The organism is Dickeya sp. ws52 (assembly GCF_007210685.1).
Classification (GTDB): domain Bacteria; phylum Pseudomonadota; class Gammaproteobacteria; order Enterobacterales; family Enterobacteriaceae; genus Dickeya; species Dickeya chrysanthemi.
The window spans coordinates 145,768-158,803 of the sequence record NZ_SZVX01000008.1 but is presented as its reverse complement, the minus strand read 5'-3'; the positions used below and the strand labels follow the sequence as shown (position 1 = coordinate 158,803).

11 protein-coding genes and 1 pseudogene are annotated in these 13,036 nt (G+C 49.2%); 8 read left to right on the top strand and 4 right to left on the bottom strand.

The genetic code is table 11. The annotated features are described in order from the left end of the window. The first annotated feature begins 45 nt into the window (after positions 1-45). The 5 genes from FDP13_RS09890 to FDP13_RS09870 all read left to right on the top strand — a co-directional run bounded on the left by FDP13_RS09890 (position 46) and on the right by FDP13_RS09870 (position 5,834). On the top strand, positions 46-990 hold the full coding sequence (locus FDP13_RS09890) for an ABC transporter permease (protein ID WP_015848055.1): 945 nt from the start codon (positions 46-48) through the stop codon (positions 988-990). Positions 991-1,017: 27 nt separating this feature from the next. Further along, entirely contained in the window at positions 1,018-1,833 is an 816-nt protein-coding gene (locus FDP13_RS09885; RefSeq protein WP_013316080.1) for an ABC transporter permease, read from the top strand. Continuing rightward, positions 1,830-3,437, top strand: coding sequence for an ABC transporter ATP-binding protein (locus tag FDP13_RS09880; protein ID WP_143839340.1), 1,608 nt, complete (start codon positions 1,830-1,832; stop codon positions 3,435-3,437). The genes FDP13_RS09885 and FDP13_RS09880 overlap by 4 nt, the downstream gene beginning before the upstream one ends. A 192-nt stretch (positions 3,438-3,629) precedes the next feature. Beyond that, positions 3,630-5,330 carry a hypothetical protein gene (locus FDP13_RS09875; RefSeq protein WP_143839339.1) on the top strand — a complete coding sequence of 567 codons (1,701 nt, stop codon included), beginning with the start codon at positions 3,630-3,632 and terminating at the stop codon, positions 5,328-5,330. Between the two features lie 114 nt (positions 5,331-5,444). After that, positions 5,445-5,834: a lysozyme inhibitor LprI family protein gene (locus FDP13_RS09870; protein ID WP_234424399.1), complete on the top strand. Its 390-nt coding sequence runs from the start codon at positions 5,445-5,447 to the stop codon at positions 5,832-5,834. Positions 5,835-5,952: 118 nt separating this feature from the next. Here FDP13_RS09870 and FDP13_RS21785 read toward each other — a convergent pair. Further along, positions 5,953-6,075, bottom strand: a pseudogene (locus tag FDP13_RS21785) (peptidase); the annotation flags it as partial. Between the two features lie 281 nt (positions 6,076-6,356). Here FDP13_RS21785 and FDP13_RS09860 point away from each other — a divergent pair. The 3 genes from FDP13_RS09860 (at position 6,357) to FDP13_RS09850 (ending at position 10,711) form a co-directional block, all read left to right on the top strand. Next, entirely contained in the window at positions 6,357-8,048 is a 1,692-nt protein-coding gene (locus tag FDP13_RS09860; RefSeq protein ID WP_143839338.1) for an NAD(P)/FAD-dependent oxidoreductase, read from the top strand. Between the two features lie 84 nt (positions 8,049-8,132). After that, positions 8,133-9,473, top strand: coding sequence for an amidase family protein (locus FDP13_RS09855; RefSeq protein ID WP_143839337.1), 1,341 nt, complete (start codon positions 8,133-8,135; stop codon positions 9,471-9,473). An 812-nt stretch (positions 9,474-10,285) separates the two neighbouring features. Further along, positions 10,286-10,711 carry a hypothetical protein gene (locus FDP13_RS09850; protein WP_143839336.1) on the top strand — a complete coding sequence of 142 codons (426 nt, stop codon included), beginning with the start codon at positions 10,286-10,288 and terminating at the stop codon, positions 10,709-10,711. 210 nt (positions 10,712-10,921) lie between these two features. Here the strand turns inward: FDP13_RS09850 and ridA are convergent, their stop codons facing one another. The 3 genes from ridA to pyrB all read right to left on the bottom strand — a co-directional run bounded on the left by ridA (position 10,922) and on the right by pyrB (position 12,837). Beyond that, positions 10,922-11,308 (bottom strand): 2-iminobutanoate/2-iminopropanoate deaminase, encoded by a 387-nt coding sequence (gene ridA / locus FDP13_RS09845; protein ID WP_143839335.1) that lies wholly within the window; start codon positions 11,306-11,308, stop codon positions 10,922-10,924. A gap of 112 nt (positions 11,309-11,420) precedes the next feature. Next, positions 11,421-11,885 (bottom strand): aspartate carbamoyltransferase regulatory subunit, encoded by a 465-nt coding sequence (gene pyrI, locus FDP13_RS09840; protein WP_013316086.1) that lies wholly within the window; start codon positions 11,883-11,885, stop codon positions 11,421-11,423. Positions 11,886-11,901: 16 nt separating this feature from the next. Then, entirely contained in the window at positions 11,902-12,837 is a 936-nt protein-coding gene (pyrB, locus tag FDP13_RS09835; protein WP_013316087.1) for an aspartate carbamoyltransferase, read from the bottom strand. Positions 12,838-13,036 lie beyond the last annotated feature (199 nt).

The window sequence follows — 13,036 nt, the reverse complement described above, 5'->3', positions numbered from 1 at the left end:
CGATGGACGGGGCTTGCTCAATGGACTGACCGCTACCCGCTGCTGATGCTGATTCTGCGGCGTCTGCTGGCGGGGGTGGCGATGGTGGCGGTGGTATCGGTGTTGATTTTCGCCGGTATCCAACTGCTGCCGGGCAATGCTGCGACCGCCATTCTCGGGCAGACGGCGACGCCGGAAGCCGTACGCGCGCTCAATGCGCAGTTGGGGCTGGATCAACCGGCGTTTTCCCGTTATCTCGGCTGGTTGTGGGGCGTGCTCGGCGGTGATTTCGGCCAGAGCTTTACCAGCCGTCAGGCGATTGCGCCGGTGCTGGCGTACCGGTTGGAAAACACGCTGTTTCTGGCCGGGTGTACGGCGGTGGTCGCGGTGCCGCTGGCGCTGCTGATAGGTTTTCTGTCGGTGCGTTATCAGGGTAGCTGGCTGGACCGGCTACTCAACCTGTTTACCCGCGTCGCGGTGGCCTTGCCGGAATTTTTCTCCGGCTATTTATTGATTCTGATTTTTTCCATCACCTTGTTCTGGCTGCCGAGCAACAGCAACGTCAGCGACAATATGCCGCTTGGCGCCCATCTGACGGCTATCGCGCTACCGTGCATGACGCTGGTGCTGGCGGTGTTGGGCCACATGAGCAATATGACTCGCGCAGCGCTGATAGGCGCGCAAAATGCCGCTTATGTCGATACGGCATTGCTGAAAGGAATGTCGCCTTCGGCTATCCTGCTGCGCCACGTACTGCCGAATGCCTGGGGGCCGATCATCAACGTTATCGTGCTTAACCTGGCCTACCTGATGGTCGGGGTGGTGATCGTTGAAAGCGTGTTTGTTTACCCGGGGCTGGGGCAGTACATGGTCGATAGCATCAGCAAACGTGATATGCCGGTGATTCAAGGCTGCGCGCTGGTGCTGGCGACGATTTACATCCTGCTGAATTTGTTGGCGGATGTGGTCTCGCTGATGGCGAATCCCCGCTTGCGTCATGCCCGGCGGTAAAGCCGTCAACCGAATGGATATTTGCACATGCCTGCTGTAAAACCTTCCGTGGTGCTTGGCCTGTTGGGGCTGAGCCTGTTTATCGGCGTAGCGTTGTTGGCGCCCTGGATTGCGCCTTATTCTGCCGATAAGGTGGTCGGCGGCGCCTGGCTGGGGCCGATGCCGCAGGCGTGGCTCGGGACCGACAATATCGGGCGCGACCTGTTTTCCCGTTTGATCTGGGGCACCCGCACGTCGTTAGTCGTGACGGCGCTGGCGGCGCTGCTGGCGTTTGTGCTGGGCACCGGGCTAGGCTTCCTGGCGGGAGTATGCGGCGGTTGGGTCGATCAACTGATTTCACGCGTCAACGATGTGTTGATGGCAATCCCGACGCTGATTCTGGCGTTGGTGGTACTGGCGATGCTGCCGAAAAGCACCGTGATCATCATTCTGGTTTTAGGGGTGCTGGAAGCCACCCGCGTATTACGGGTATCGCGCGCGCTGGCAGTGGATATCGCCACGCAGGAGTTTATCGAGGTGGCGCGACTGCGCGGCGAGTCGATGGGGTGGATCCTGTGGCGTGAGATTTTGCCGAATGCGCGCAATACGCTGGTGGCGGAGTTCGCACTGCGTTTTATTTTCATTTTACTGTTCCTGTCGGCGCTGTCGTTTCTCGGGCTGGGGATTCAGCCGCCGACCGCTGACTGGGGCGGGCTGGCGCGAGACAACAAAGACGGCATTCTGTTTGGCGTGTGGGCGGCGCTGGTGCCGGGGGCGGCTATCGCCCTGCTGGCGGTGTCGCTCAATGTGGTGGCCGATTGGCTGTTAAGCCGCGATGGGCGTAACTGGCGGAGGCCGTCATGAGTGAGTTGCTGCGGGTTGAACGGTTATGCGTGACGGCAGGTGGTCGGGCATTGGTGCAGGACATCGACTTTACCCTTAATAAGGGGGAAGTGCTGGGCTTGATTGGTGAATCCGGTGCGGGCAAGTCAACCATCGGCCAGGCGATTCTTGGTCACTGTCGTCACGGTATGCGTATCGAAAGCGGGCATATCTGGTTTCAGAACGACGATAAAAACAGCGATCTGGCCGCGTTATCGGAGCGGCAGCTACGGCGGGTGCGTGGTACGCGCATCGCCTATGTGGCGCAATCCGCCAGTGCGTCGTTCAACCCGGCGCAGCGCATCGGCGAGCAGGTGATTGAAACGGCGGTGCGCCACGGTGTGCTATCGCGCCAGCAGGCGATTGCACGGGCAATCGAACTGTTTACCCAATTGTCGTTGCCGGAACCGCAAACCTTCTTCCAGCGTTATCCACATCAGGTATCCGGCGGGCAGTTGCAGCGGGCGATGATCGCGATGGCGATGTGCGCCGGTCCCGACCTGATCATTTTTGATGAACCCACCACCGCGCTGGACGTCACCACCCAGCTCGGGGTGCTCAATGCCATTGACGAGATCATCCGTTTGACCGGCGTGGCCGCGCTGTATATCAGCCACGATCTGGCGGTGGTGGCGCAAATCAGCCATCGCATCATGGTGTTGCGCCATGGTCGCCAGGTAGAAATCGGCGATACGGCATCGCTGTTGGAAAACCCCACTGAAACATACACCCGAGAACTGTTACAGGCACGCGGCGAACCTAAAGTGCCGCAACCGGCGACCGACGACATCCTGCTGGATATCCGCCACCTTGGCGCACGTTATCAGCAGCAACCGGTGTTGCAGGATGTATCGCTGCAACTGGCACGCGGGCGCACGCTGGCGGTGATCGGCGAGTCTGGATCGGGCAAATCGACGCTCGGGCGTACTCTGTGCGGGCTGCTGGCACCGGCGGGCGGCGAGATTCGGCTGAATGGCGACGCCTTGCCGCCGAAACTGGCGCAGCGCAATCGCACTCAACTGCAATCGATCCAGATGATTCACCAGCACCCGGATACGGCGCTCAACCCGCGTTTACCGGTCGGCGTGCAGATTGAGCGGGCAATGGTGTGCCTGACCGAGTTGGACGCTGCTGCGCGGCGTGCGCATGTCAGCGACTTGTTGCATCAGGTCGGGCTGCCGGCGGAGATGGCGCAGCGTTACCCTACCGCGCTGTCCGGTGGCCAAAAACAGCGGGTCTGTATTGCCCGCGCGCTGGCGGCGCAGCCATCGCTTATCGTTTGCGACGAACCGACCTCGGCGCTGGACCCGCTGGTCGCCCGTGAGGTACTCGCGCTGCTGCGCCAGATCCAGCAGGAAACCGGCGTCGCTTATCTGTTTATCACCCATGATTTGCACGTAGTGCGGGAAGTGGCCGACACCGTGGCGGTGTTGCGTCACGGTCATATTGTCCGACAAGGGCCGGTGACGGAAACGCTCTCGCCGCCGCTGGATGACTACACACAACAACTGCTGCTGGCCGTGCCGGAAATGCGCTGCGACTGGCTGCGGGACGTGATGGCGCGGGAACGTTCCGCCTTGTCATAACCGAATACGCCGAACGACAAGCGCATTATCCACTATGACCGGGCAAACATGCTGTTTGTCCGGTATTCACATATGGGAAACTAACATTGATTTTCTTGACAGAATTCAGTGTATGCTTTTCTTTAAAATCTATATTTTACTTTCTATCAATTATAAGTGAAATGTTATTTCATTTAATGGTGTGGTTAAATAATGAATGAGTTTAGCTTCGATTCTGAATTTTCATCTCCAGCTTATTTTGAGTGGAATGGTAATGTCTATCATGGTGTTCTTAAATTTGGTAAAAGAAGTGATATTTCATTTTCTCTTAATAATGGTTTTAAGATAAACAAAGTAATTTTCAAGTCTCAAGATGTTATCTCATGTTATGATGGATATAATCGTTTTTATTTGGGTCAATGTTCTCTGTATGGTGATAAAATTTATGCGGAATATATCGTTGTCGGGCTAACGGATGAGATAAAGATAACTGCTGTTGAGTTAAATATAAATAGTCTGCACTGTGTGATAAATGGTGTTAGTTATTCTGGGGCGTTTTGTGAGGAAGGGTATTGTGTCCCCTGTAATGTAAATAACTTTGATGTGTCTATTGAAGATCACGATGAAGTAAAAAGAGTTTACGATAGATGGGATGTTTTCTCTAATATAAAAAATATTGATGGTTATTCTGTTAATGTTCTTCAGCGACATATTATTAGATTGGATGCCGTTGAGTATTTTGAAATTCCTGATGTAGATAGACAAGTTAATTTCATTTGTAGCCTTTTTTCTACGCTCACGCTTCTGCGTTTAGATATTAGCTATGTTTGGTTAATATCTGAAGATGATGGTAAGGAAAAAAAGTATCCTTTCTATTTTCTCTCTGATAAATTAGAAGTGGATAAAGAAGATAAGTATAATTGGGTAAGCTCTTTTCTAAATCTGAGCATGTTAGATGGTAGTCTATGGGCTAAGATATTCAATGGTGCTTATTCTAATGTTGATTTTAAACGGCTATGTCCAAGATTTAGCGGTATGCTATCGTATGACGGTTATTGGGAATTCGATGTTTTAGGGTTTGTTAGCATATTTGATGCTTACCTTGCCAGTAAAGTTACTGAGAAAAATAATAAGTTGCCTAACTCTCTGAGGCATAAATTAAATGAAATTATTTCTAATCTTGATCCAGATTTACACTTTGAAAGTACTAGAGACAGAGAAGAGTATTTGAGAATAAAAGATAAATTGATGATATTTAGCAGCAGAAATATGACGCTTCAAGATCGTTATGTTAGATTTATGAATAGTATGGATTTTAGCGCGAAAAAAGCTATTGGATTAAATAGTAGTGATTTTCATGAAATAAAAAAAATAAGAGATGACATTGCGCATATGACACCTGGGTTGGATAAAAAACATAAGAATTTTAAAAGAATTTTTGAAATTCGTGATAAATTGATTATCTCTATTTGTTACTTTTTTTTAAAGGATTTCAACTTCAGTGAGGAAGAATTCGCTCATTCTGTGATTCGAAGTGTTAACCCAATAAAAATTGGTTCTGGTTTTGAAAATAAATGGTTGCGCAGGGTTGTTGGTGAAATTTTTTCAATTAAGGTGAGACGTGGTGATATTGATAAGATAATGCACGGAAATTATTTTGGTGTTGTCCTTGTCAGAGTTGGGGATGTTTTTCATTATAATGATAATTTAAATTTTTTCTTTAAAGATAATTACTTAGATAACATTAAGCTTAAAGGTAAATCAAATGACTGCGATTTTATTGAAAGTCATTTCTGTAAAGATGATTTCGAAGGATATCAGTGTAAACATATGAGTATCACTCATGCTTATTTTGATGACGAATTCGTTGAGGTTAACAACGTGTACTTGATAGACAGGTCGTTTGGGTCATAGAAAATTATAAAGCCTTGTCGATGGTGGGTTTACCCTACTATAAGGATATCTCTGTATGGTGATTACTTTAGAGATATGTAATGTGATGTATTTCGTTTATATAAGTAGGTGGGTATGGTTAGGAAAATAATTTTTTTGCTTTTAATGCTTCCTTTATCATTTTCATCTCAAGCAAATGAGATTCAATCCTGCTATGACAAAAAGGTGACAGCCTATATTCAGAGTTGTATGGAGCTGCTGTCTCATAAAGAGGCTGAAAAATATAATATTATATATCATGACTTTATAAAAAACATTCATCGTGACGATTTGGCCAACTATGATGATTTTATCGCCTCCATTGATGAGGCGAAAGTATTCTGGGAGAAATATAGTGTTAGTGAATGTAAGGCGGAAGGATTGCTAAATATTAAAGATTCGCCAGCATACTCTATTGCATATAATGAATGTATGGTTAAGGCCTATAAGGAAAGAGTAGCATTTTATAAAAAATACCCTTTCTGAAATTTATAAAGGAATGAATCGTGCCTTGGGCGGTTTTATACCCTAACTCATTACGGTAACCCGAATGAGTCAGGGTAGATATGTCATCTTTACGCTTCCGCCGACGATAGCGTCTGCCTTACCCTTGCGCCGGAAACGGCGGCAGTTGGCGAAAGGTATTCAGTAATCCTTCCGACCAGGCTTTACGGATGGTGGCGAAGTAAGAGGAGGCTGAAGGTCTCGATGTGGTGAACCTGCGTTGGTGTGGTGGCAGAAGAGGCTGCTACATAGCATCTTGTTTTTTTATCGTCTAACTCATAGCCAGGCAACGAGCAAACTCCGACCAGAATTAATGGTACGTCAGTGTCAGGCAAACCAGGAAGCAAGAGTCTGCGAGGTCATAGCAGCCCTGAATAGCGGTTTATCTGTGAAATAAGATATTACAACTGCGTACCATGACCTGAGACTTATCTTATTTGTTAATAATAAAAATATATTAATCATAAAAAAGTAAATTAATTGTTGACTTTTTGGGGTGGTTATATGTCAAATATTGCTTCATTTTTAGCCAATTCAGTGCCTTGTGTTGACCTGCTGTATGACTATGCTCCCTTCCTGCAATGCAGTGAGGCCGAAGGCCGCATTGGTTATTTTCCCCCTGGCATTCCTACGCCGCGGGTTGCCATTATAGGGGCTGGCATCAGCGGGCTGGTGGCGGCGACCGAGCTGCTGCGGGCCGGCGTTAAAGATATTACGTTGTTTGAGGCTCGCGATCGCCGTATTGGCGGCAGGGTCTGGTCTCAGACGTTTGACCCGCGCTACCCGCACCTCATCGCGGAGATGGGAGCCATGCGGTTTCCCTCCAGTGAAACTTGCCTTTTTTATTACCTGAATAAACTTGATATTGCCACCACAACGTCTTTCCCCGATCCCGGTGTGGTTGATACTGAGCTGCATTATCGTGGCGTCCGCCATATTTGGTCGGCAGGTGATCCCCCGCCTTCACTATTCAGCCGTGTACATGAAGGCTGGGTGGCTTTACTCAATGAAGGTTACCTGCACAATGGTGTGCCTCTTGTTGCGCCAAGAGACATAACGGCCATGCTGAAGTCACATTGTTTTGATAAGGCGCGTAAGGCATGGCAAGCCTGGCTGGATGCATTTCGTGATTACTCTTTTTATTCTGCTCTGGTCACAATGTTTACCAGCCATACCCCACCGGGAGGCGTCCCGTGGCGTCGCCCCGATGATTTTGAACTTTTTGGTTCGCTGGGGATCGGTTCTGGCGGTTTTCTGCCTGTCTATCAGGCTGGGTTTACTGAAATTTTGCGATTAGTCATCAACGGTTATGAGGATGACCAGCGCCTGATTATTGGCGGAATTTCCACGTTGGCTGAGCGGTTGGTTAGTCAGAAGATTGGCGATACCCGCCTAAGTGAGCATATCTGTTTCAGTGAAGTAAAACGAATATATAAAGAAGATGGTGAAATAAAACTTGTCTCTGGCAAGGGACAAACACACACCTTTGACCGTGTGATTGTTACCAGCAGCACCCGGACCATGCAAATAGTCCACTGCCTGACCGGTGATGAGACCTTTCTGGAACACGACATATCGCGTGCTGTAAAAGAAACACACCTGACGGGTTCGTCAAAGCTGTTTATGCTCACGCGAAATAAGTTTTGGCTCAACGATTCTCTGCCCGTCACTATCCAGTCTGATGGTTTTATCCGGGGTGTCTATTGTCTCGACTACGAACCGGATAACCCGGATGGCCCAGGGGTAGTTCTGCTGAGCTACACCTGGGAGGATGATGCTCATAAGCTGTTGTCTATCCCTGATAAAAAGCAGCGATGTCAGTACCTTGTTGATGATCTTGCCAAAATAAATCCGGAATTTGCCCGCCACCTTATCCCTGCCGATGGCGACTATGAACGTTATGTTCTGCACCATGACTGGCTGGTCGATCCTTATTCTGCCGGCGCCTTCAAACTCAACTACCCTGGCGAGGATGTTTATTCACAGCGTCTGTTCTTTCAGTTCAAGAATGCCAATACACCAGAAAAAGATACAGGGTTATATCTGGCGGGATGTGGTTGCTCTTTCACGGGCGGGTGGATTGAAGGTGCTATGCAGACGGCCCTGAACAGTGCCTGTGCCGTTATACGCAGTTCAGGAGGAGCGCTTTTAGTGGGGAATCCGCTGGATGATATGCACAGTGCTTACTGCTATTAGGTTGTGTCTGGAATAGTTGAGAAATACAGCCCAAGGTTTCAATTGCAAGAGTGGCATGGTTAATCGACGCATAGGAGGATATGTATGTATTCAGAATATACCCTTGAGTCACTGTGCAGTGATTTACGTCGCGGTATAGTTTCAGCCGCCGACATTCGGCAGCAAGCGCTCAATGCCGAAGCGCAACAGCGTCATTTGAATTGCTTTATCCGAATTGATGATGCCGAAGAGCAATTCGAAAAGGTGAAGGATGTTCATAAAGGCGGGCCGCTGTATGGTATCCCGGTTTCTTTTAAGGACAATATTTGTGTTGCCGGGCTTCCGGTTACGGTTGGTACACAAGGAATGGCGGATTGTATCGCCACTCATGACGCTGCTATCGTCCGGAAACTGAAATCACTGGGCGCGGTTGTTGCCGGTAAGAACAATATGAATGAGCTGTGCTTTGGCGTCACATCTTGCGAGCCTTACTGGGGAGCGGTCGAGAACCCCTCTGCGCCCGGATATTCTATTGGCGGCAGCAGCAGCGGTTGTGCCGCCGCAGTGGCGGCCGGTATTGTGCCGGTGGCGATCGGAACGGACACCGGCGGTTCCGCAAGAATACCGGCCTCTTTCTGCGGTATTACCGGTTTCAGGCCTACCAGCGGGCATTGGTCATCGTCCGGTATAATCCCTGTTTCTCACACAAAAGATTCTCCTGGCCTGATTACCCGTACGGCAAGTGATGCCCATTTTTTATATACACATCTCTCCAGTGATGATGTCTCTCCCACAGAGCAAGGTCATTTTCCCTGCCGGATAGGTCTCCCGCTTTCTATGTGGTCCGAGCTGGATGATGATGTTATGACTCATTGCCGGTATGCTATTAACCAACTGATTCTCGCTGGGTTTGAATGTGTAGACGTGGATGATGCGGCGGTTTTTTCTCTTAATCAAACAATAACGTTTACGCTCCCGATTTATGAGTTTTTCATCGATTTTCCTCGCACGCTATTATCTTTGGGATGGGAAAACAGGATTGCCACAGTGTTTGATAACATCAGTGACAAAAATGTCCACAAGATAATCCAGGAACATTTGGTGGGCGGTCGTATTTCTCCTGCTGATTACGTCTCTGTGGTCAGAAATATTGGCAGGTTGAGACTGGATATGGATACGCTGTTCAGTACTTACGGCGTTGATATGCTGGCATATCCTACGGTTCCACGTCAGGTTCCACACCTGAGCCAGACTGGACGGCCGGAATTGTTTGCTGAGCTTATTCGTAATACCGATTTAGCCAGCAATGCGGCGATGCCTTCTATTACACTTCCGGTTGCGCCAGAAGGCACATTACCTGTGGGGCTTAGTTTTGATGCCCTGCGTGGAAGAGACCGCTATCTGCTAGGCATGGCCACCCGTATAGAAACCATCATAAAACCATAAAGATAAATAAAAAATCTGCTGTGCCGTCACTTAAACGTATGGCGGTACGGCAGAGCATTCGAATTATTCGGGCATATCGCTTAAATGGTAAGTATGCACAAGAAGTCGTCATGATTTTTTATTTCTGCATTATTCATTAATAGCTGTTGTTCTGGCGTAAGTAATCATTAGAGAGTGTTACTTATTTAATCTCCACCATGTTCATTATTCCGGGTGGCCGGAAGGTTATTGTCTTGCCATAAATTTCCTGTACGCTCAGGTTTACTTTCCTCGCCGGGAAATTGATTTGTCTGTTCAATGTACGTTGCAGTTGTCTGTATATTGTTTGACTCCAATTAAATGCGCTAATTACTCTCTTGCTGTGTTCGCTATGGGTTGGAAAGAACATTGCTATATATTATATACCCGTCATACTTCACGTTGCAGGTGCGTTGGCTTTATTACTCGGCCCCTCCCTGGGCCTCGCCCTACGGGCCGCAGCAAGCTGCGTTCAAATCTGCTCCCGGCAGATTTGTCGCTCACCCCAGTCACTTACTTGAGTAAGCTCCCGGGGATGAAATGAGAGACATCCTGTCTCTCACCAGAGGCCAGCCGTTGGCTGGTCAAATCGTTCCCGACGAATTTGTCACTCAGTTGCCGTCTTCCTGTAACTCGAATTATTTTGGGTATATGAGTCATTTAATTTATTAGGATTTTTCTTATTGAACCTCTCTGATTGCTATTGCACGCTTTATTATGATTACATTAACTTCCGGAAGTACTGCCTACACGATTTTATCTCTTTATTAAATCTCAACCTCAGGATTATAGGGATGTATCATCATTTATTTGATTACTCTCCATTTTCATATGAGGTCAATGACATGAAAAAGCTCCATAACATAATTATTTTTTTCTCGCTCTCAATGCTGCTCGACGTAACGAGTTCATTTTCCAATAATAATGAGTTCGGTCCATTATCTAATCCGATATATCTTCAAAATGATTCTACTGGTTTTTGCGCGAGAGTTTATTATACTAAAAATGATAATCAATATGGTCAAACAGATGTATTACCTAAAGATAAGCGACAGTTCTATCCATTAAAATTAAACAGCACTGTCAGTGTGACTGTTTTTCCATCACGTAAATGCGGTGGTAAGGGAATATATTTTAGTACATATCCCGTTAGTCAAGAGGTAAAGGGAGCGAAAAGGTACACGCTCATCACTGTAGATGATAAAGGAATTCATTTGTAGCTAGGTAGTTAAAAAATTTTCGCTCCCGAAACAAACCATTCTTGAACTTGGCAAGAAGGGGTTGCTGTTTTAATCAAAATATGAAATGCATTGCAGGATGTAACCTAAAACCACCAGATAAACGAAACCCCGGTATTAATCGGGGTTCGTCATTTAACAATAACGACATTCGCAATCCGTCGTTATTGCTGCTGCGATGCCGGTTGGATCTTAACCGCGAAGCGCGATAGCTTCGATCTCGATTTTCACGTCTTTTGGCAGGCGAGCCACTTCCACGCAGGAGCGGGCCGGGAATGGCGCGTTGTGCTCGGTGAAGAAGGCTTCATAGGCGGCGTTCACCGTGGCGAAGTCGTTCAGATCTTTCACGAACACGGTGGTTTTGACGATGTTGTTCACTTTCAGACCGGCTGCTTCCACAATCGCTTTCACGTTTTCCAGCGACTGGCGAGCCTGCGCGGTAACGTCGTCCGGCACCAGACCGGTTTTCGGGTCTACCGGGATCTGGCCGGAAGTGATGATCATGCTGCCCAGGTCAACGCCCTGAACGTAAGGGCCGATGGCGGCCGGGGCCTGTTCCGTACTGATAATGCGTGACATATTTTCTCCTGATTATGTCTGAAACGATGCGACTCCCGCATTATTCCAAAAAGCCCGCCGTCAGGCCAATGCCGCAACGCGATGGCGGCGTTTTCCTGACGGCAATCCGGTATCAATAGCTGTTCAGCACCGCTTGACGCTCGAACTCTTTTTCGCAGTATTTGCATTTCAACTGCACATCGTCACCACGTTGTTTCACGCCGAAGGAGGAACTGACCGGCTCGCTGCGGCTGATACAGTTGCTGTTAGGGCAGGTCAGCACGCCTTCGATGTGCGACGGCAATTGCGGGTGCAGCTTGCGCACCACTTCGTAATTGTCGATTTGATTGACGGTGGCTTGCGGCGCGTACATCGCCAGTTGGTTGGCCTGCTCTTCGGTCAGAAAGATATTTTCAATCTTGATCAAATCTTTACGGCCCAGATGGTTGGAGGGCAAATTCAGGCCGATGGTGATGCGCTGGTCGGTGGCGGTTAGCTTGAACAGCGTCAGTAGTTTGAAGCCAACCTGCGCCGGAATATGGTCGATCACGGTGCCGCGTTTGATGGCTTCTACCTGTAATTTATTGTCGTGAGTCATGCTGTGTACTCCTCTCTCACAGAACCAGTTCGCTGTTCAAAACCAACGCCAGCAGAGCCTGGCGTGCGTAAATACCGTTGCCTGCCTGCTGGAAGTAGTAGGCGTAGGGCGTGCTGTCCACGTCGGTGGTGATTTCATCGATACGCGGCAGTGGATGCAGCACTTTCAGATTGTCGCGGGCGCTGCCGAGGTCGGCGGCGCGCAGGATAAACTGCGATTTGATATTGATGTACTCCGACGGGTCCAGCCGCTCTTTCTGTACGCGGGTCATGTACAGAATATCCAACTGCGGCACCACTTCCTCAATGCTGGTATGCAGGCTGTAGGGAATATTTTTCTCTTGCAGCATGTTGAGGATGTAATCCGGCATCGCCAGCGCATCCGGGGAGATAAAGTAGAAGCGGTTGCCGTCGAACTTGGCCAGCGCCTGGGTCAGAGAATGGACGGTGCGGCCGTATTTCAGGTCGCCGACCATGGCGATATTGATGTTGTTCAGACGGCCCTGGGTTTCCTGAATGGTGAACAGGTCCAGCAGCGTTTGGGAAGGGTGCTGGTTGGCGCCGTCGCCGGCGTTGAACACCGGCACGCCGCCGGAGAACTCGGTCGCCAGCCGTGCCGCGCCTTCCTGCGGGTGGCGCATCACAATCGCGTCCACATAGTTGCTGATGACCGAAATGGTATCGGCCAGCGTTTCGCCTTTTTTACCGAGCGAAGTGTTGTTGCTGTCGGCAAAACCGACCACCGACGCGCCCAGCCGGTGAATGGCGGTTTCAAACGACAGGCGGGTCCGGGTGGAGGCTTCAAAGAAACAGCTGGCAATCACTTTGTGCTTCAGCAGTTCCGGCTGCGGATGCGCTTTCAGACTCGCCGCCACCTTGAGCGTTAGTTCCAGATCGTCGCGGCTGAGATCGTTGATTGAGATGATGTGTCTTTTATATAGCGGATTGACCATGTGGCAATGCTCCCCTCGGTTAGGCCCGGTAAACAAACGGTATGGCTGGCGGCGACAGGCAAAAAAAAGCCCCTCAACGAGGGGCTTTTTTTACAAATCGGTCAGGCAACGGAAGGAAAAACGCCGTCATGCTGCCAACAGGCAGTTGCGGTGCGACACCCACAAAAACAGCAGCGTTAGACATGTTCCCTCCCGGCAA